This is a genomic window from Synechococcus sp. M16.1 (genome assembly GCF_014279895.1).
In the GTDB taxonomy this organism is placed as follows: Bacteria; Cyanobacteriota; Cyanobacteriia; order PCC-6307; family Cyanobiaceae; genus Parasynechococcus.
Genome location: NZ_CP047954.1, coordinates 815,502 through 833,207, shown reverse-complemented (window position 1 = coordinate 833,207; position 17,706 = coordinate 815,502). Strand labels below are relative to the sequence as shown.

The 17,706-nt window shown below is 61.3% G+C and carries 23 protein-coding genes; 18 read left to right on the top strand and 5 right to left on the bottom strand.

Features of this window, described 5'->3' with window-relative positions:
* Window positions 1–10 precede the first annotated feature (10 nt).
* From SynM161_RS12010 to SynM161_RS04630, 11 genes are all read left to right on the top strand, one after another.
* Window positions 11–322, top strand: a complete 312-nt coding sequence (locus SynM161_RS12010) for a hypothetical protein (protein WP_255441943.1) — start codon at window positions 11–13, stop codon at window positions 320–322.
* A complete protein-coding gene (locus tag SynM161_RS04675; protein WP_186542137.1) occupies window positions 312–1,916 on the top strand; it encodes a CocE/NonD family hydrolase in 1,605 nt (534 codons plus the stop codon). Before SynM161_RS12010 ends, SynM161_RS04675 begins: the two co-directional genes overlap by 11 nt.
* A 55-nt stretch (window positions 1,917–1,971) precedes the next feature.
* Window positions 1,972–2,637: a DUF3887 domain-containing protein gene (locus SynM161_RS04670; RefSeq protein WP_255441941.1), complete on the top strand. Its 666-nt coding sequence runs from the start codon at window positions 1,972–1,974 to the stop codon at window positions 2,635–2,637.
* A 60-nt stretch (window positions 2,638–2,697) separates the two neighbouring features.
* Window positions 2,698–4,995: a 1,4-alpha-glucan branching protein GlgB gene (gene glgB, locus SynM161_RS04665; protein WP_186542136.1), complete on the top strand. Its 2,298-nt coding sequence runs from the start codon at window positions 2,698–2,700 to the stop codon at window positions 4,993–4,995.
* An 81-nt stretch (window positions 4,996–5,076) separates the two neighbouring features.
* Window positions 5,077–6,135, top strand: coding sequence for a uroporphyrinogen decarboxylase (gene hemE, locus SynM161_RS04660; protein WP_038555750.1), 1,059 nt, complete (start codon window positions 5,077–5,079; stop codon window positions 6,133–6,135).
* Window positions 6,132–7,151, top strand: a complete 1,020-nt coding sequence (locus SynM161_RS04655) for an NAD(P)-dependent oxidoreductase (RefSeq protein WP_186542135.1) — start codon at window positions 6,132–6,134, stop codon at window positions 7,149–7,151. The genes hemE and SynM161_RS04655 overlap by 4 nt, the downstream gene beginning before the upstream one ends.
* Before the next feature lie 7 nt (window positions 7,152–7,158).
* Window positions 7,159–7,518: a plastocyanin gene (gene petE / locus SynM161_RS04650; protein WP_038555756.1), complete on the top strand. Its 360-nt coding sequence runs from the start codon at window positions 7,159–7,161 to the stop codon at window positions 7,516–7,518.
* Between the two features lie 133 nt (window positions 7,519–7,651).
* Entirely contained in the window at window positions 7,652–8,029 is a 378-nt protein-coding gene (locus SynM161_RS04645; RefSeq protein WP_186542134.1) for a c-type cytochrome, read from the top strand.
* The gene (locus tag SynM161_RS04640) at window positions 8,026–8,313 is read left to right on the top strand and encodes a Nif11-like leader peptide family natural product precursor (protein WP_186542133.1); all 288 of its coding nucleotides are present in this window, start codon (window positions 8,026–8,028) and stop codon (window positions 8,311–8,313) included. Before SynM161_RS04645 ends, SynM161_RS04640 begins: the two co-directional genes overlap by 4 nt.
* The gene (locus SynM161_RS04635) at window positions 8,313–8,714 is read left to right on the top strand and encodes a hypothetical protein (protein WP_186542132.1); all 402 of its coding nucleotides are present in this window, start codon (window positions 8,313–8,315) and stop codon (window positions 8,712–8,714) included. Before SynM161_RS04640 ends, SynM161_RS04635 begins: the two co-directional genes overlap by 1 nt.
* 19 nt (window positions 8,715–8,733) lie before the next feature.
* On the top strand, window positions 8,734–9,012 hold the full coding sequence (locus tag SynM161_RS04630) for a hypothetical protein (RefSeq protein WP_255441940.1): 279 nt from the start codon (window positions 8,734–8,736) through the stop codon (window positions 9,010–9,012).
* On the opposite strand, the gene SynM161_RS04625 is transcribed toward SynM161_RS04630, so the two are convergent.
* Window positions 9,013–9,222, bottom strand: coding sequence for a hypothetical protein (locus tag SynM161_RS04625; RefSeq protein WP_186515053.1), 210 nt, complete (start codon window positions 9,220–9,222; stop codon window positions 9,013–9,015).
* 143 nt (window positions 9,223–9,365) lie between these two features.
* Between SynM161_RS04625 and clpB the strand changes: the two genes are divergently transcribed.
* Window positions 9,366–11,954, top strand: coding sequence for an ATP-dependent chaperone ClpB (gene clpB, locus SynM161_RS04620; RefSeq protein ID WP_186542130.1), 2,589 nt, complete (start codon window positions 9,366–9,368; stop codon window positions 11,952–11,954).
* Here the strand turns inward: clpB and SynM161_RS04615 are convergent.
* Complete coding sequence (locus SynM161_RS04615; RefSeq protein ID WP_186542129.1) at window positions 11,940–12,416, bottom strand: 6-carboxytetrahydropterin synthase; 477 nt, start codon at window positions 12,414–12,416, stop codon at window positions 11,940–11,942. The two genes, clpB and SynM161_RS04615, sit on opposite strands and share 15 nt — an antisense overlap.
* Window positions 12,417–12,483: 67 nt before the next feature.
* On the opposite strand from SynM161_RS04615, the gene hisIE reads away from it, so the two are divergent.
* On the top strand, window positions 12,484–13,152 hold the full coding sequence (hisIE, locus tag SynM161_RS04610) for a bifunctional phosphoribosyl-AMP cyclohydrolase/phosphoribosyl-ATP diphosphatase HisIE (protein ID WP_186542128.1): 669 nt from the start codon (window positions 12,484–12,486) through the stop codon (window positions 13,150–13,152).
* Here hisIE and SynM161_RS04605 read toward each other — a convergent pair.
* The 3 genes from SynM161_RS04605 to SynM161_RS04595 are packed head-to-tail and all read right to left on the bottom strand — an operon-like array spanning window position 13,149 to window position 15,008.
* The gene (locus SynM161_RS04605) at window positions 13,149–13,805 is read right to left on the bottom strand and encodes a L,D-transpeptidase (RefSeq protein ID WP_186542127.1); all 657 of its coding nucleotides are present in this window, start codon (window positions 13,803–13,805) and stop codon (window positions 13,149–13,151) included. The two genes, hisIE and SynM161_RS04605, sit on opposite strands and share 4 nt — an antisense overlap.
* A 46-nt stretch (window positions 13,806–13,851) precedes the next feature.
* Complete coding sequence (locus tag SynM161_RS04600) at window positions 13,852–14,517, bottom strand: peptidase (RefSeq protein ID WP_186542126.1); 666 nt, start codon at window positions 14,515–14,517, stop codon at window positions 13,852–13,854.
* Window positions 14,517–15,008 carry a DUF2214 family protein gene (locus SynM161_RS04595; RefSeq protein ID WP_011363983.1) on the bottom strand — a complete coding sequence of 164 codons (492 nt, stop codon included), beginning with the start codon at window positions 15,006–15,008 and terminating at the stop codon, window positions 14,517–14,519. Before SynM161_RS04595 ends, SynM161_RS04600 begins: the two co-directional genes overlap by 1 nt.
* 180 nt (window positions 15,009–15,188) lie before the next feature.
* On the opposite strand from SynM161_RS04595, the gene SynM161_RS04590 reads away from it, so the two are divergent.
* The 5 genes from SynM161_RS04590 (at window position 15,189) to SynM161_RS04570 (ending at window position 17,704) form a co-directional block, all read left to right on the top strand.
* A complete protein-coding gene (locus SynM161_RS04590) occupies window positions 15,189–16,115 on the top strand; it encodes a sigma-70 family RNA polymerase sigma factor (RefSeq protein WP_186542125.1) in 927 nt (308 codons plus the stop codon).
* 68 nt (window positions 16,116–16,183) lie between these two features.
* Window positions 16,184–16,549, top strand: coding sequence for a YkvA family protein (locus tag SynM161_RS04585; protein WP_186542124.1), 366 nt, complete (start codon window positions 16,184–16,186; stop codon window positions 16,547–16,549).
* 51 nt (window positions 16,550–16,600) lie between these two features.
* On the top strand, window positions 16,601–16,921 hold the full coding sequence (locus SynM161_RS04580; protein WP_114988339.1) for a hypothetical protein: 321 nt from the start codon (window positions 16,601–16,603) through the stop codon (window positions 16,919–16,921).
* 40 nt (window positions 16,922–16,961) lie between these two features.
* On the top strand, window positions 16,962–17,204 hold the full coding sequence (locus SynM161_RS04575) for a hypothetical protein (protein WP_255441939.1): 243 nt from the start codon (window positions 16,962–16,964) through the stop codon (window positions 17,202–17,204).
* A 5-nt stretch (window positions 17,205–17,209) separates the two neighbouring features.
* Entirely contained in the window at window positions 17,210–17,704 is a 495-nt protein-coding gene (locus SynM161_RS04570; protein WP_186542123.1) for a phosphate-starvation-inducible PsiE family protein, read from the top strand.
* The last annotated feature ends 2 nt before the right edge of the window (window positions 17,705–17,706 follow it).

Genomic DNA, 17,706 nt, shown 5'->3' with positions numbered 1-17,706 from the left:
CCACCCTGCCTTGGCATCCAAACCTGCGTATGAACCTGTTATGGGCTTGAAACTCCTACGCACAGCTTTGATCGCTCTGGCGCTACTGGGCTCACCATTGCTCGTGGTTGCCGCTGACTCGGACTTGCTCAACAGCGTCAAACGCAATCCTGAAAAAGCAAAGGCCATGTGCCGTTCGTTCCGGCAAATGAACGCCAACGGCCGATCGCCATTCTCCAAGCCCTACATCAACCAGGTCGCCGCCAGCGAGAAGCTGAGTTTTCAGGATGCGGAAATCCTCATGACCTACATCGTGGGGATGCATTGCGCCGATGTCCGCTGAGACCAGCGGAATTGTCTGCCGGTCTGCAGCGCTGAGGACGGCCGATGGCGTGGTGCTGCGTTCACGGTTGTGGCATCCAAGCGGCGAAGGCCCCTGGCCTGCCCTGCTGATGCGGCAGCCCTACGGGAGCCGCATCGCCTCAACCGTGACCTACGCCCACCCCAGTTGGTGGGCGTCCCATGGCTTCCTGGTGGTCGTTCAGGACGTCCGAGGACAAGGCGAGTCGGAGGGAGGTTTCCGGGGGTTTGGTCAGGAAGCAGCCGACACCCCCGCCACCCATGCCTGGGTGCGGCAGCTGCCGGAATGCAATGGACGCCTGGGGGTCTACGGGTTTTCGTATCAGGGCCTGACCCAGCTCACCGCAGCGGAATCGGCCCCACCGCCGGAGTGCACAGCTCCGGCGATGACCGGCCTGGACGAACGACGCCATTGGAGTTGTGAAGGCGGTGCCCACTGGTGGCACCTCGGCCTGGGATGGGGGCTGCAGCTGGCGGCCCTCCAGGCCCAGCGACGCGGAGATGCAACGGCCTGGCTGGAGATCCGCCGAAGCCTTGAAGACAACCGCTATTTGCGGGACGGACCAACCCTGCTGGAGCGCCATGACCCCGAAGGCATGGCCTGGAGCTGGTTGAACAACGACCCCAGCAACGATCAGCAGTGGACGGTTCATCACGCCCCGGAGAGCTGGCTCCAGCGGCCGATGCTGTTGATCGGTGGATGGTGGGATCCGCATCTGGTGGGTCTGCTGGACCTCTGGCATCGCAGCCAAGCGGCCGGCGGGCAGCCCTCCCTGCACATCGGGCCGGCCTCCCATTTGCAGTGGTGGCCGGAAACCCAGCAGCTGATGCTTCAGTTCTTCCAACAACATCTGCAGGATCGCCCCCCGCAGGAACCGGAGCCCAGTCACCAGCTCTGGAACATCACCCAGCATCAGTGGAACGCGATCCCCGCACCCGCCACGGGCAGGTCAGCGTCATGGGGACTGCGGAGCAATGGACTGGCCTGCATCGACCCAAGTGAAGGCGCCCTTGTGGCGGATGGAGAAGGAGAAGGAAGCGTGGTCATCGTTCATGACCCCTGGCGACCGGTTCCGGCCATCGGGGGACACCTCGGAACAAACCCTGGCCCCGCTGAGCGCACGGCCGTGGATCAACGCAGCGACGTTGCGACATTCACCACCGCACCCCTGGTCGATGAGCTTCTGCTGTCAGGTCAACCGCACCTCCTGTTGGACGCCGAAGCGGACCAGCCCGGGTTTGATCTCTGCATCAGCCTCTCGCGCCTGCCCGCGGAAACCAACAGCGTTGATCAACTGAGCACGGGAGTCGTACGGGTTCGCGGAGAGGAGGCGTTGCAGCCAGCCAGGCGCAGCGTGATCCTCCAGCCGCTGCACGCGAGCCTGGCTTGTGGCGATCGACTGAGGATCTCCGTTGCCGCAGCAGCGTGGCCCGCCATTGGCGTCAACCCTGGCCACGATGCCGTTGCCTGCGGAGCACCAAGCCCAGAGCATCGTGTGGTGACACTGACACTGAAACTTGCTGGCTCCACCCTGCAGCTGAACCCCTTTAATTCCGGCAGACTGAAGCTCGACTGACGTTTGTGCTTTGTAGCTCTCCGCTGCCCTGCTGGCCATCGCTCTGTCGGCTCCCATGGAGTTGATCAGTCCCGCAGCAGCGGAGCAACTCACCAGAACCGAACTCACCCCAGCCCAGCCAACGGCGGCGGCTGAACTGCTGCTGGAGGCGCTCAAAAATCGCCAGGGAGACGTCATGCATGACGCTCTCGCAGCCCCGGTTCAGACCAGCGTTGATATGAACACCGTCCAGGCACGCCTGAACCAACTCGCGGCCATTGATGCAACCCGCGTTGTCAGCGTGACCCCTGGCTACAACACAACAACCATCGATGCGGTGGTGACCACTGCATCCGGTGACGAAGGGGTGCTGATGGTGCTGGATGAGGACGGCAAACTGCTCGCCTGGAAGTGGAGCGACCGGATCCAGCCGATCGAGACAACGGCCCTCGACTTCACCCGCGACCTGGCAGCAGGACGCTGGATTGCCGCGCGATCCAAGATGTCCCTCCAACTCCAGGAGGAGCTGGCCCCGGGAGATCTGGAACGCAAATGGACCAAGCTCAGCCAGGTGTCAGGTGGGTTCCGCAAGGTCAAGGACGCTGTGATCGCCCATCAAGGCGGCGATCAGCAGCTCGTGCTGGTGGCTGTCGCCTTCGGCCAGGCCACCACCAACCTGTTCGTGATCTTTGACGCAAGCGGTCGGATCATCAACGTCGACATTTCCCGAGACTTCGTCTGATCAACAGCGGATCTGTTTCGTAAATCGGGCTTAACATCTCGCCCAATTCACAGATCTCCCATGGGTGTCGCCGCAGTCCTCGACTGGATGGTGCAGGACGGCGAACGGTTGGCGAATTGTCGCCATGACCACCCGTTTGCGGTGCTTGGTCCTCAACCCTCTGATCAGGGTTGGACCGTGCGGATCTGGATGCCGGAAGCCCAAACAGTCACCCTGTTGCAGGCTGGCGACGAGATCGCCATGACAACGCCGAACCACCCCTGGGTGTTCGAGGCACAGCTCAACAGAGACCCCGGCTGCACTTACCGGGTCAGGGTTGAGCGGGGCGGGATCGTGCACGAACAACACGACCCCTGGGCCTTCCGCGGCGAATGGATGGGCGAAATGGATCGCCACCTGTTCGCTGAAGGCAACCATCACCACGTCTGGCAAAAGATGGGTGCCCACCTCACCGAGCGTGACGGGGTCAGGGGTGTGATGTTCTGCCTGTGGGCGCCCAGCGCTCTCACGGTCTCCGTGATTGGAGATCTGAATTCATGGGATGGACGTCACCACCCCATGCAGCAGCGCGTCGGGGGCATCTGGGAACTGTTCATCCCCGGCCTCGAGGAGGGACATCTCTACAAGTACGAAATCCGTACCCAAGAAGGCCACTGCTACCAAAAGGCTGATCCTTACGGCTTCCAGCACGAGGTTCGCCCGGACAACAGCTCCGTTGTGGCTCGCCTGGGCGGATACCAATGGTCCGATCAGGGCTGGATGCAGAAGCGCGACAGCAGCAACGCGCTCGATCAACCGATCTCGGTGTATGAAATGCACCTGGGCAGCTGGATCCACGCATCAGCGGATGAGCCCTGGATTCAACCCGACGGCACCCCTCGGACGCCCGTTCCCGCCGCGGAGATGAAACCCGGCGCTCGCCTGCTCACCTACGCCGAACTCGCCGAGCGCCTGATTCCGTACGTCAAGGAGAGGGGCTTCACCCACATCGAGGTGATGCCGATCACCGAGCATCCCTTCGATGGCTCCTGGGGCTATCAGGTGACGGGTTGGTATGCCCCCACCAGCCGTTACGGAACGCCCGATGAATTTCGGGCCTTCGTGGATCGCTGTCACGCCGAAGGCATCGGCGTGATCATCGACTGGGTTCCGGGCCACTTCCCGAAGGATGCCCACGGCCTGGCCTTCTTTGATGGCACCCATCTCTATGAACACAGTGATCCCCGGATCGGGGAACACAAGGAATGGGGAACGCTGATCTTCAACTACAGCCGCAACGAGGTTCGTAATTTCCTCGTCGCCAACCTGGTGTTCTGGTTCGAGCAGTTCCACATCGATGGCATACGCGTGGATGCCGTGGCCTCGATGCTCTATCGCGACTACCTGCGTCCCGACGGGGAATGGCTCCCCAATGAGAACGGCGGTCGGGAGAACACCGAAGCCGTTCGCTTCCTGCAGCAGGCCAACCACGTGCTGTTCCAGCACTTCCCAGGGGCCCTCTCGATCGCGGAGGAATCAACCACCTGGCCGATGGTGACGCAGCCCACGGACAGCGGCGGCCTCGGGTTCAACCTCAAATGGAACATGGGTTGGATGCACGACATGCTCGATTACTTCGAGCTGGACCCGTGGTTCCGCCAGTTCCACCAGAACAACATCACCTTCTCGATCTGGTACACCTACACCGAGAACTTCATGCTGGCCCTGAGCCACGATGAAGTGGTGCACGGGAAGAGCCATCTCCTGCACAAGATGCCGGGAGATGACTGGCAGAAGTACGCCAACACCCGGGCGTTGCTCTCCTACATGTGGACGCACCCCGGCAAGAAGACGATCTTCATGGGGATGGAATTCGGCCAGCGGGCTGAATGGAATGTGTGGGGCGATCTCCAGTGGGATCTGCTGAACTACGAACCCCACAAGGGCATCCAGCGTTTGGTGGATGACCTCAACGTTCTCTACAAGGCAGAACCGGCCCTCTGGCGGGACGACTTCGACCAGTTCGGCTTCCAGTGGATCGATTGCAACGACAACCGCCACTCCGTGATCAGCTTCATGCGTCGGGAGAGTGCCAGCGGCACCTGGCTGGTGGTGGTGGCGAACTTCACGCCCCAAAGTCACTCCCATTACCGCGTGGGCGTTCCTCTCTCCGGCTTCTACGAGGAGATCTTCAACTCCGATGCAGCCAAATACGGCGGCAGCAACCTCGGCAACATGGGCGGCAAACCAACGGACGAATGGGGCATCCACGGCTACGAGAACTCCTTGGATCTCTGCCTGCCGCCGCTGAGCCTGATGGTGTTCAAGCACGACCCGAAACGCAGCCTGAGCAGCAGCGAGCCGGACAACATCGTGTGACGAACGTGATGACAAAGAGGGGGTAAAGCTCTAGCCAAGGCCTCAATTCGGGTAGGTTTCCGGCTGACCTGACCGGGCTTGATGAGCGACTCTTTACCCCTGCTCCTGCGTGCTGCGCGCGGTGAATCGGTGGAGCGTCCTCCGGTGTGGATGATGCGCCAGGCCGGTCGCTACATGAAGATCTACCGGGACCTGCGGGACAAGTACCCCAGCTTCCGTGAGCGTTCCGAAAACCCTGATCTCTCCTATGAGATCTCCATGCAGCCGTTTCACGCCTTCAAGCCCGATGGCGTGATCCTGTTCTCCGACATCCTCACGCCCCTGCCGGGGATGGGAATCGATTTCGACATCATCGAGAGCAAAGGCCCCCAGATCGGCGATCCAATCCGGAGCATGGCCCAGGTGGATGCCCTGCGCCCCCTCAACCCCGCCGAGTCGATGCCCTTTGTGGGTGAAGTACTGGGTCGTCTGCGCCAGAGCGTTGGCAACGAAGCAGCTGTTCTCGGCTTCGTTGGTGCCCCCTGGACCCTGGCCGCCTACGTGGTGGAGGGCAAGAGCAGCAAGAACTACGCGGTGATCAAGGCCATGGCCTTCCGCGAACCCGAGATCCTGCACAAGCTGCTCGACCACTTCGCCGAGTCGATCGCCAACTACCTGCGCTATCAGATTGATTCCGGCGCCCAGGTGGTGCAGATGTTTGATTCCTGGGCGGGCCAGCTGAGCCCAGCGGACTACGACACCTTCGCTGCGCCTTATCAGAAGAAAGTGGTGGATCTGGTCAAGCAGACGCACCCCGACACCCCCTTCATCCTCTACATCTCCGGCAGCGCCGGCGTGATCGAGCGGATGGCCAACACCGGTGTTGACATCGTTTCGCTGGATTGGACCGTGGACATGGCCGAAGCCCTGGCACGTCTGCCGGAGCACGTTGGTGTTCAGGGCAACGTGGATCCCGGCCTGCTGTTCGGCACCCCGGAGGCAATTGAGGCCCGCATCGATGACTGCGTGCGCAAGGCCCGCGGCCGGAAGCACATCCTCAACCTCGGCCATGGAATCCTGCCGGGTACACCGGAAGAAAACGGTGAAGCCTTCTTCCGGGCCGGCAAGAGCGTGATGGACCGTCTCGGGGCTGTCGTTTGACCCGCATCCTGGTGACCGGCGCCAGCGGATGCGTCGGTCAGTACGTCTCCCGCTGGCTTCTGGACCACTCGGATGCCGAGCTGCTGCTCTGGCTGAGGGATCCCGCCAAACTCACCGCTGTTCCAGCAGACCATCCCCGCATCCGCCTCTTGGTCGGGGACCTGCGGGACACCGACCGTTTTGCCCAAGAGCTGGCCTCGGTGAATCGGGTGATTCACACCGCCACAGCCTGGGGTGACCCCGAGCGGGCCGAACAGGTGAATGTGGTGGCGGTGAAACGGATGCTGACGCTTCTGGATCCCAGCAAACTGGAGCAGATCATTTACTTCTCCACGGCCAGCGTGCTCGACCGGCACCTGCGCCCCCTGCCGGAAGCTCTGGCCTACGGCACGGAATACATCCAAACCAAGGCTCGCTGCCTCAGGGATCTTGAGCAGCACCCTCTGGCCAGCAAAGTCGTGGCGGTGTTTCCCACCTTGGTGTTCGGTGGAAGGGTCGACGGCACCAGTCCCTTCCCCACCAGCTACCTCACCGAAGGTTTGGCTGAAGTCAGCCGTTGGCTCTGGCTGGCCCGTTGGCTTCGGGTGGATGCGAGCTTCCACTTCATCCATGCGGAAGACATCGCCCGCATCTGTGGTCTCTTGGCCACCCGCCCCCATGAACCGAACCGAGAACCCGGGCAAGGCGCCCTGCGTCGGGTGGTGATGGGACAAGCGGCCATCTCGGTGAACGACACCGTGAAAACCCTCTGCCGCTGGCGCGGTGTGGCCCGAACGCCCGGCATTCCGCTCTGGCCATGGCTGATTGAGACCCTGATCCGCGTTCTGCCGATCGAAGTGAATGCCTGGGACCGGTTCAGCATTCGCCAGCGCCACTTCATTCATGACCCTGTGACCCAGCCGGAACGTTTCGGCGGCAGCAGCCATGCCCCTGACTTGGCAACAGTTCTTAGCGATTCCGGCCTACCCAACCGCGGAACCACCAGACCCGCGCGTAAGGTCAATGAATCGACCTAGCACTTTCATGCGCTCCGTCATCCGCACCATTGCAGCCGCCTGCTGCGCCTTCCTGATGCTGATCGGCCTCAACGTCGGCAGCGCTCAAGCCGCCACTGTTGAAGTGAAGCTCGGCACCGACGGCGGCATGCTCGCCTTCGAGCCCGCCACCGTGAACATCAAGGCCGGCGACACCGTCAAGTTCGTCAACAACAAACTGGCTCCTCACAACGCTGTTTTCGAAGGCCACGACGAGTACAGCCACTCTGACCTCGCCTTCAACCCCGGCGAATCCTGGGAGGAAACCTTCGCCACCGCTGGCACCTACGACTTCTATTGCGAGCCCCACCGCGGTGCTGGCATGGTTGGCAAGGTGATCGTTGAGTGATTCCTTGATTTCTGAGGAAATCTCTGAACATCTCAAACTGAACTGAAAGCTCCGGGCTGTGTATCAACCACAGCCCGGGGTTCTTTTTTTTGCCGGCAACGATGGATAGCTTGGGGCATTGAGGGGGGTTGCGATGGCACGCCTATCAGGCCTGATGCTGACATTGCTGTTGATCGTTGGCGCAACAGGCCTGCTGTCTGCTCCGGCGATGGCGATCGACACGATCGAAAGCTCCGCCTTGGAGCGAGGTGAGCAGATTTTCAACAGCAACTGTGCGGCTTGTCACATGGGGGGCGGCAATGTGATCCGCGCCAACAGAACACTGAAGATCAGCGACTTGAACGACCATGTGGAGGCCTACTCCAGCTCCCCGCTGGAGGCCCTGGAGCATGAGATCGAGGATGGGCTGAATGCCATGCCCAGCTATGCCGACAAACTGAGTGAAGAGGAGATCATGGCGGTGGCCACCTACGTGGAACAACGGGCCGAATTGGGCTGGTCCAGGCGATGAGTCGTGAAGCTCTTCGCGATTTTTTGCGGGCTGTGGAGCACCACCAGGGCTTGCGGCGTGATGCGGCCCAATGCCGTGATGACGATCAACTGTTGGCCCTGGCACGCCGCCACGGCTTCAATGTGATCCAGCGGGATCTCTGCTACGACGCCCGCGAATCAGCCATCACCCGTTGGTTCGAAACCAGCCGGATCCAGCGCTCGTTTCAATCACCACCCTTCCAATCAAATCCCTCGCAATCAACAGCCTCCCAATCAACAGCCCCGCAACCACCAAAGACCTGATGGCCGTTGTCACCCTGCTCAGTGATTTCATCGACGGCACCAGCATGGCCCTGGCGGAAGACACCGACGCCGCGGATCTGAACGCCTTCATGACCGCCAATCAAGGCCGGCTCTGGGCGATCGTGCAGCAGCGCCGCCGGCAGCGGCAGCAAACCATCGAGCGGCGAGGTCCGGGAACGGTGTACTTCGCTGCGGACGCCCCAGGGGCTGCGGCCGTGGAGCGCTACCTCGGCAGTGACACGGGCTCAGCTGAGGAAGCAGCAGCGCTGCAGGCCATGCGGAGCGCTGGGGTGGAGATCGCACCCCATGTGGGAGCAGACCGTGAACGCGATGTTCTGCTCAACGGCCGGTTGAAGGACCTAACGGCCCAGGCCAAGGCCAAAGCCAAGGGTTTTGGTTGAAGCCATGGGCGATGCAGCGATGACGCTTCCTGAGAACCCGCTTGGCCTGCAGAGTTTTGACGAGCTGGTGGAGTGGACCGTGTCCTACCTCCACTTCAAACACGCTCTGGAGGTGATTGCCTTCACCCCAGAGGTCGCAAGGTCGTATATCGATCGCTTCAGCGCGTTCAGCAGCCGCTATGCCACGGAGATGAAAAAACAGGACATCCTTGAAGCCCGCCTCCCAAAAGAGATGCGGGAGAGCATCGAAGCCGAAAACGCTCACCGCGCGCTTCTACGGGAGCTGCTCAACGGCTGATTAAACGGCGGACTGAGCCTGCTTGGCCGCCTGCAACACAGCCAGATAGAGATCCTCGTCAATTTCCCGGATGTCGTACTCCGTGGGTTTCACACCGTGGTGGTGCTCATGCACCACCATCCAACAGCTGCGTTCCAGCTCACCGCCAGCCGTTGCTGCGAGCGCCAGACCCTGCTGCACGAGGGAGTCCACCAGCGGCTGATCAGGCATTGGCATCCAAGGGTTCGGCAAACTCTAAAAAGACACCCCGGTTTGCCGCTCCCTGGCGTGGGGACCGATCCAAAGGCTTCGGTTTGCCCCCACTGAAAACGGAACAAGCCCCATACGGTGAACCCAGTTGAAACGCATCCGAGATGCAACCCACGGCGGAACAGTTCACCGAACAAGCCTGGGCCGCCATCGTCGCCGCCCAGCAACTGGCGCAGAGCGCCAGGCATCAGCAACTTGAAACGGAGCATCTGCTGCTTGCGCTGTTGCAGCAGAACGGTCTGGCTGGACGCATTCTCAGCAAAGCAGGGGTCGACGTCGGCAATTTCCAGGCAGCCGTCGACAGCCATCTCAGACAGCAGCCCAGTCTTGGCTCTCCACCGGAATCGGTGTTTCTGGGACGCTCCCTCAACAGCTGCCTGGATCGCGCCGAAACAGCCCGCGATGGATTCAGTGACAGCTACATCGCCATCGAACATCTGTTGCTGGCCCTGGCCGACGATGAACGCTGCGGCAGGCAACTGCTCAGCCAAGCGGGCGTTGACACCAGCAAACTCAAAGAAGCCATTACAGCCGTGCGAGGCAACCAGACGGTGACCGATCAAAACCCAGAAGGGACCTATGAATCGCTTGAGAAGTACGGACGGGACCTGACGGCCGCCGCCCGTGACGGAAAGCTGGACCCGGTGATCGGTCGCGACGAGGAGATCCGGCGCACCATCCAGATCCTCAGCCGGCGCACCAAAAACAACCCCGTGCTGATCGGCGAACCCGGGGTTGGCAAGACCGCCATTGTTGAGGGATTGGCGCAGCGCATCGTGAATGGCGATGTGCCCCAGGCCTTGCAGAACCGTCAGCTCATCGCCCTCGACATGGGTGCCCTGATCGCCGGCGCGAAATACCGCGGTGAGTTCGAGGAACGGCTCAAAGCAGTCCTTAAGGAGGTCACCGCTTCGGAAGGCCAGATCGTGCTGTTCATCGATGAAATCCACACGGTGGTGGGCGCTGGCGCCACCGGTGGAGCCATGGATGCCAGCAATCTGCTCAAGCCGATGCTGGCCCGGGGGGAACTGCGCTGCATTGGCGCCACCACCCTCGACGAGCACCGCCAGCACATCGAAAAGGACCCCGCCTTGGAGCGACGCTTCCAGCAGGTGCTGGTGGATCAACCCACGGTGGAAGACACCATCTCCATCCTGCGTGGCCTGAAAGAGCGTTATGAGGTGCACCACGGCGTCCGCATCGCCGACAGTGCCCTGGTAGCAGCTGCTGTGTTGAGCAGCCGCTACATCGCCGACCGCTTCCTGCCGGACAAAGCGATCGATCTGGTGGATGAATCAGCCGCTCGCCTAAAGATGGAGATCACCTCCAAACCGGAGGAGATCGATGAAATCGATCGCAAGATCCTGCAGCTGGAGATGGAGAAGCTCTCCCTCGGCCGTGAATCCGACAGTGCCAGCCAGGAACGCTTGCAACGGATTGAACGGGAACTGGCGGAACTGGGCGAACAGCAAAGTTCCCTGAATGCCCAATGGCAGCAGGAGAAAGGAGCGATCGATGAGTTGTCGTCGCTCAAGGAAGAGATCGAACGGGTGCAGCTGCAGGTGGAACAGGCCAAACGCAGCTACGACCTGAACAAAGCAGCGGAACTGGAATACGGCACACTGGCCTCGCTGCAGAAGCAGTTGCTCGAACAGGAAGCCCAGATCGCCTCAGAGGAGCCGGGCGAGAAAGGCTTGCTGCGAGAGGAGGTGAGTGAAGACGACATCGCCGAGGTGATCGCCAAGTGGACCGGAATCCCTGTGGCGCGGCTGGTGCAGAGCGAAATGGAGAAGCTGCTGCAACTCGAAGATGATCTGCATCAGCGGGTGATCGGCCAGCACCAGGCCGTCACCGCCGTCGCCGATGCGATTCAACGGTCCAGGGCAGGGCTGAGCGATCCGAACCGCCCCATCGCCAGCTTCCTTTTCCTCGGCCCCACGGGTGTGGGCAAGACGGAACTCTCCAAAGCCCTCGCCAACCGGCTGTTCGACAGCGATGACGCCATGGTTCGCATCGACATGTCGGAGTACATGGAGAAGCACACCGTGAGCCGTTTGATCGGGGCACCTCCCGGCTACGTGGGCTATGAGGCCGGTGGCCAGCTCACCGAAGCGGTGCGTCGTCGGCCCTACGCCGTGATCCTGTTCGACGAGGTGGAGAAAGCCCACCCGGATGTGTTCAACGTGATGTTGCAGATCCTCGATGACGGCCGTGTCACCGATGGGCAGGGCCGCACCGTGGACTTCACCAACACCGTGCTGATTCTCACGAGCAACATCGGTAGCCAGTCGATCCTGGAGCTGGCCGGCGATCCCGAGCAGCATGGAGCGATGGAAAGCCGGGTGAATGACGCTCTCCGGGCCTATTTCCGGCCGGAATTCCTCAATCGCCTCGACGATCAGATCATCTTCCACAGCCTCAGGCGAGAGGAACTGCGCCAGATCGTCACCCTTCAGGTGGAACGTCTGCGCCAGCGGCTGGCTGAGCGCAAGCTGGAGCTCAGCCTGAGCGATGGGGCCGCCGACTGGCTCGCCAATGCCGGATATGACCCCGTCTACGGGGCACGACCGCTGAAACGCGCTGTGCAGCGGGAACTGGAGACACCCATTGCCAAAGCGATCCTGGCGGGTCGTTACAGCGAGGGGCAGGCGATCAGCGTGGAGCTGGAAGCGGACGCGTTAGCTCTGCGCTGAAAACCAGGCGGGAACAGCGCTGTAGGTGGCGGCATTGCGGCTGTTCTCCCGCGCCTCCACACCAAAGCAACAGGTGCGACCGCCGTCCCGCTCCCGCAGCAGCTCATTGGCCCAGGTCCAAATCAAGGCCGCCGTTGCCTCCATGCCCACGTTCTCCATCACGCGGAGATCAATGGCCTGGAGGTCATGCAACCGCTGCCATTCCGCCAGCAGTGGATCGTCGGCATTGACCAGAAAGGTGTGGTCGAACTGCTGCCTCAGGCGTTCTTCGAAGGGGCGAAGGCTGGAGAAATCAACAACAAACCCGCAGGCATCCAGCTCCGTTGCGGCGAACCAGAGGTTGAAACTGCGGCTGTAGCCATGCACGAAGCGGCAATGGCCCTGGTGGCGCCACTGCCTGTGACAGCAGGGATAGCCGCTGAAGGCTTTGCTGCAGCTGTAGGGGGTCGGAGAAACGAGCAAGGGGTGAAAACGCGGAATGGAGCACGCTGCGGGAAGATTCAGGCGTTGCCCGAATGTCCGAGGCCTGATGCAGCCCCTCAGCCCCGCCTTCATTGACCAACTCCGTTTTAACGAAGCGGGGCTGATACCAGCTGTGGCCCAGGACTGGCTGGACGGGGCGGTGCTGATGGTGGCCTGGATGAACCGGGAGGCCATCGAAGCCACCCTGCGCAGCGGTGAAGTGCATTACTGGAGCCGCTCACGCCAGGAGCTTTGGCACAAGGGGGCCACCAGCGGGCACATCCAGACGATGCGGGAGATCCGCTACGACTGCGATGCCGACGTGCTGCTGGTGACCGTGGAGCAGGCTGGGGATGTGGCCTGCCACACCGGCTCCCGCAGCTGTTTCTACGAAAACAGCGATGCACGAACCCCAGGTGGAGCCGAGGCTCTAGCGCCGCCAACGGATGCCTGCACCGAACTGTTCCGGGTGATCGAGGGGAGACGCGAGCAGCCTGAGGAAGGCAGCTACACCAACAAGCTGCTGGCGGGGGGAGACAACAGCATCCTCAAGAAAATCGGCGAGGAGAGTGCTGAATTCGTGATGGCCTGCAAAGACGACAACGCCGCCGAGATCGCCGGCGAAGCGGCGGACATCGTCTTCCACATGCAGGTAGCTCTGGCCCATCACGGCGTGAGCTGGCGGCAGGTGCAGGAAGTGCTGGCCGCACGTCGTGGTGCCCCGCGCCGGCACTAAGGCAGACAGGGGCTGTCGCTGCTGATCACAACTTCATCGCCAAGCTCCACGGTGTCCAACAACACCCCCATCGTGAGCTTTCCGGCATTGATGCAACCGCCAGTCACCGCCTTGCCGATCCGGGACTCGTCATTGGTGCCGTGAATGGCGAAGCTGTACCAGCGGAAGACGCCGTCGTAGGTGTTGAAACGGAAGGGCTGCTCTGTGGCAGGCACAGGAGCCAGGCTGATGTAACCGATGCCGTATTCCCCGGTTTCCCCATCACCTTTGAAGTCGATGGAGTTCATGTTGGTGAAGAGGCTCTCGCGCAGCTCCTCTTTTGATTTGCCGGATTGCTCCACCAGTGCGGGATCCATCTCGAAGCGGTCGTTGCTGAGGATGGCGTTGACCTGAAAGGTTCCAAGCGGAGTGACGCCCTCTTCAAAGGTGGTGCCTTCACAGGCAATGCCATGGCGACCATGGCCAACGGTGAAACGCAACGGCCCCTCAGCACGATCCAACACACCTTCACTGGCTGCTGGATTGCTGCCATCCAGCTGAATCCGAATCGGTGCTCGAACCTGTGGGTTCTGCTGGGGCAGGCTGTTGTTGGAACGACAACCCACCAGACTCAGCAGCAGACCAGCCAGCGCCAGAGAACGGACCAGGTGCATCGATCAACCACGACTGCCGGCAGCATGCCGCGCCCGCATGGTGACGTCACTCAAGTGATTCAGATTCGGCCGGTTCGATGGGCTTCCGAAGCGTTGAACCGAAACGGGTGGTCTGCTGCATGACCCACGCCAGCGTGAGGCGATCCCGCTGCGATGGCACCAACACCGGACGCTCGCCCTGGCTGATGGCCAGAACATCAGTGGGAACCGAACTGTGGCCCCAGAGGCCGAAGGCGTGACCCAGTTCATGCAGAGCGGTGGCCTGCAGTGCTTCAGCTCGCAGCCCTGGTGACACCATCACCTTCACCAGGGGTTCAAGCCTTCGGCGGCCCTGGCGCTGCACGTCCACAACCTGAAGTTGTGTGCGTCCGTTGCTGGCGCGCCACACCCCAGCCACCTGCCGGCGGGCCGGACGCTGCCGGTGAATCAACACGTTCGCCTGGTCCGGATTGTCCACCAGCGTGAGCGGAACCAGTGCACGCCAGGTGGTCAGCGCCGATGACACTTGATCAAGCCAGCGTTGGTCCCAGCGGTTGGCCGGAGTGGCGGCGGCGGGCTGAACCCACACGCACCAGTGCTTCAACACCGGAGGGCCCAGGGAGGTGGTGGCGATGGAGGAGGCATAGCCCGGCCTTTGGCCTGGAGGCTGGCGTTCCAAAGCCACCTGCAGGGTTCGAACCTGCTGTTGTGGAGGACAGAGCTCGGGCTGCATCAGGCGGCGGGAAGACCCACACCGCGGGCCATCAGGGTCGCCATCAACGGAATGCTGGCGAAGCCGACCAGTTCAATGTTGATGATCCAGGCCAGACGCTTGGCCAGGGCTTCGCTCACCTTCGGCAGCTCACCCTTGCGCAGGGGAATCGCCCAGAGGATGTAGGTGATCGTGGGATACAGCGACAGGCCTCCCACGGAAAGGTACAGACCAACCTTCCACCAGAACAGCGGATTCTGGGTGTAGAACTCAGCCCCTTGGCCGAAGTGGATCACCCGCAGGATTCCACTGACAAGAAGAGCCAGGGCAGCGATGCCATAAACGATGTCGGTGATCACCATCGCCGTGGCTTCCTGGCGATTCGGATCCGCTTTGATCAGCTTCCGCTCCAGCACCAGAGCGCCAAAGCAGAGCATGAAGCTGAGGTAGTGAACGTAGGCAACGCCGGCGTTTTTGGCGATGTCGGACGTGAGAGCGACGGCCAGGGGCATGGGCGTGGCGGCGGAAGGTGCGGCGACCTTAGCCACCCAATTGAATTAACAATGAAAGATTCACTTCAGTAACAGGAAGAAAGAGTGAAATAGCGCACAAAATATTAATTCGGGAGTCTTTATTATGACCGCCAGAAAAAAACACTTTGGTTCTAGGTTCAATTCAGCCGTATCGTCATGATGACGAGTTCTCTGAGTGCTTTTCTCGGCGAAATTGGTCGCCATCAACTGCTCACTCCAGAGCAGGAACTCATGATGGGGAGGAAGGTTCAGGCGATGGTCACCATCACAGAACGCTGTCATCTGGCTGGCGGGAGTGGCCCAGCCTGTGAGTACAGCGATGAAGAAAAAGGCGTGATTCGCCGTGGCGAACGGGCCAAGAATCAGATGATTACCTCCAACCTTCGTCTTGTCGTCAATCTGGCCAAGCGTTATCAGGGCAAGGGTCTGGATCTTCTCGATCTGATTCAAGAGGGCACCCTTGGCCTCACCCGAGCCGTCGAGAAATACGACCCCACCCGCGGCCATCGTTTCTCCACCTATGCCTACTGGTGGATTCGGCAGGGGCTGAATCGAGCGCTCTCCACCCAAAGCCGCACGATTCGCATTCCTGTGAATGTGAACGAAAAGCTCACCAAATTGCGGGCTGCCAAGGCACGCTTGATGCAGCGCAATGGCCTCAGCCCCAGCGGAGAGCAACTCGCGGAGTTCATGGAGATCCCCATCGCTGAGGTGGAAGATCTGCTGGCCTGTGAACTGCGCAGCGTCACCGTGAGCCTGCAGGGGGTTGTGAAATCGAAATCAGATCCCTCCGAGCTGGTGGATGTGCTGCCAAGCGAGGAGCTACCGCCGCTGGAACGGGCCGAGATCGCTGAACGCACCGCGTCCGTGTGGTCTTTGCTGGCCAAAGCCAATCTCACCCCGAAAGAACACACCGTTGTGACCCTGCGCTTTGGGCTGGATGGCACCAACGAATGGCGCACCCTTGCCGAGGTGGCTCGCCACATGAACTGTTCACGGGAGTATTGCCGTCAGGTGGTGCAGCGGGCCCTGCGCAAACTGCGCAAGACGGGCATTCAAAGCGGACTCGTGGAATCCACACCCTGAAGATCGGCACGCCCCGCTGGCGTCTTGCGGAGGAACTGGGGAGAGTGGATCCAACCGGTTCCCTTCGCATGACTGACCAGGCTGCGCGAACCACCGTTGAAGCGGACGTGCTTGAACGGGAGGTGATCGACGAAAACCTGCTGCGGCGCCTGTTGCAGCGGGCCGGCAGAGGTCTGGCCGCCCCAGCCCTGGAAGCCCTGGAGTTGATGCTTGACCCCGGAACCCCCTCAGCCGCGCGGCTGACGATGCTCGCTGCCCTGAGTTATTTGCTGATGCCGGCCGACCTGATTCCAGACCTGCTGCCGGTGGCCGGTTTCAGTGATGATCTGGTGGCGCTTACGGCCATGGTGGGTCTGTGGAGCAATCACGTCACTCCAGCCATCCGGATGCGAGCTCGGCGCAAACTGGATCGCTGGTTTCCCCTGGCGGCCTGAATCGCTGAACTGAAACCGCTGAACTGAATCGCTGAACTGAATCGCTGATCAATGTCTGGCTGGACCCCTGAATTTGAAGCGGATCTCACTCTGCTGCTGAAGGACTGGTTGAAGCAGCAAGGGCGCACCCAGGCCGACCTGCGTCGAAACCTGCGCGCTGTGTCGACCCGAATGCCCGCCCTGCTTGAGGTGCTTGAGCGCGAACACAACATGCGTGGACTGGCTGGACTGGCTGATCGGCTCTGCAGCGTTGAAGCCGAATGGCACGGCCAGCCTTCCAGCGAACCTGCCGGTGTGGCAACGGCCGACGACGATCCGTTCGGGCAACTTGATCTGCTTTTGCAGGAAATTCGAGACGACTGCACCGATTAACGGCCGACACGGGCAAAGTGGTGGCTCAGATATCGCTCCGATGACGCGAAATCACCTCCTCAGCGCCTCTGTTCTGTTGATGATGTCGGTGTTCGGCGCCGCCTCGGCCCAGGCGCAAACCGAGGGGTGGCTGCGGGGACCTGGCAGCGCCACAGGCAAAGACAGCAAGATTGAAGCCGATTGCATCAAGGCAGAGGACGGCTCCGTCACCTGCGACACCAAGGTGGTCAACCCGGCCAGCGACACCAAGGCTCGCCCCTACTACAACCCCTTCAACGACTGAAGCCCGTGAGTGAACCCACGCCTTCCAAGAGAAGTTTTCTCGGTTTCGTTGATGCAGGTGAGCGCGAAGTCGCCCGACTGCTCACCCTGATCACAGCCGTGGTGATCAGCGCCGCCATCATCCAGCTGATTGTTTCCTTGGGCTCCAAATTGCTGACTGGGTCAGCGGCAACGTGGTTGGGCGATGACCTGATCAAGATCCTCGGCAATCTGCTCACCGTGTTGATCGCGTTGGAGGTGCTGCAGAACATCACCAGTTACCTGAGGCGCCACGTGGTGCAGATCGAACTGGTTCTGGTCACCGCGCTGACGGCTGTGGCTCGAAAGGTGATCGTGCTGCCCTCCGGTGCTGAAAACAAACCCCAGCTGCTGGTGGGCCTCGGGATCGCTGTCGTCTCACTTTCAGCGGCTTACTGGTTGGTGAAGCGTGCGAACGCCACGCCCTCCCGCAAACGACTGGGCCGCGGAGGATCAGCCAACAAGCTTGATTTCCAGGACTGAGC

Bases quoted from the DNA above. Each gene is read 5' to 3' on its own strand.
- SynM161_RS04625 (WP_186515053.1), bottom strand. From the start codon at position 9,222: ATGCCTGATCAGCCGCTGGTGGACTCCCTCGTGCAGCAGGGTCTGGCG.
- petE (WP_038555756.1), top strand. From the start codon at position 7,159: ATGCGCTCCGTCATCCGCACCATTGCAGCCGCCTGCTGCGCCTTCCTG.
- SynM161_RS04605 (WP_186542127.1), bottom strand. From the start codon at position 13,805: ATGCACCTGGTCCGTTCTCTGGCGCTGGCTGGTCTGCTGCTGAGTCTG.
- SynM161_RS04635 (WP_186542132.1), top strand. From the start codon at position 8,313: ATGGCCGTTGTCACCCTGCTCAGTGATTTCATCGACGGCACCAGCATG.
- SynM161_RS04630 (WP_255441940.1), top strand. From the start codon at position 8,734: ATGACGCTTCCTGAGAACCCGCTTGGCCTGCAGAGTTTTGACGAGCTG.
- SynM161_RS04675 (WP_186542137.1), top strand. From the start codon at position 312: ATGTCCGCTGAGACCAGCGGAATTGTCTGCCGGTCTGCAGCGCTGAGG.
- glgB (WP_186542136.1), top strand. From the start codon at position 2,698: ATGGGTGTCGCCGCAGTCCTCGACTGGATGGTGCAGGACGGCGAACGG.
- SynM161_RS04640 (WP_186542133.1), top strand. From the start codon at position 8,026: ATGAGTCGTGAAGCTCTTCGCGATTTTTTGCGGGCTGTGGAGCACCAC.
- hisIE (WP_186542128.1), top strand. From the start codon at position 12,484: ATGCAGCCCCTCAGCCCCGCCTTCATTGACCAACTCCGTTTTAACGAA.
- SynM161_RS04670 (WP_255441941.1), top strand. From the start codon at position 1,972: ATGGAGTTGATCAGTCCCGCAGCAGCGGAGCAACTCACCAGAACCGAA.
- SynM161_RS04590 (WP_186542125.1), top strand. From the start codon at position 15,189: ATGACGAGTTCTCTGAGTGCTTTTCTCGGCGAAATTGGTCGCCATCAA.
- SynM161_RS04585 (WP_186542124.1), top strand. From the start codon at position 16,184: ATGACTGACCAGGCTGCGCGAACCACCGTTGAAGCGGACGTGCTTGAA.
- SynM161_RS04645 (WP_186542134.1), top strand. From the start codon at position 7,652: ATGGCACGCCTATCAGGCCTGATGCTGACATTGCTGTTGATCGTTGGC.
- SynM161_RS04600 (WP_186542126.1), bottom strand. From the start codon at position 14,517: ATGCAGCCCGAGCTCTGTCCTCCACAACAGCAGGTTCGAACCCTGCAG.
- SynM161_RS04595 (WP_011363983.1), bottom strand. From the start codon at position 15,008: ATGCCCCTGGCCGTCGCTCTCACGTCCGACATCGCCAAAAACGCCGGC.
- SynM161_RS04580 (WP_114988339.1), top strand. From the start codon at position 16,601: ATGTCTGGCTGGACCCCTGAATTTGAAGCGGATCTCACTCTGCTGCTG.
- hemE (WP_038555750.1), top strand. From the start codon at position 5,077: ATGAGCGACTCTTTACCCCTGCTCCTGCGTGCTGCGCGCGGTGAATCG.
- SynM161_RS04575 (WP_255441939.1), top strand. From the start codon at position 16,962: ATGACGCGAAATCACCTCCTCAGCGCCTCTGTTCTGTTGATGATGTCG.
- clpB (WP_186542130.1), top strand. From the start codon at position 9,366: ATGCAACCCACGGCGGAACAGTTCACCGAACAAGCCTGGGCCGCCATC.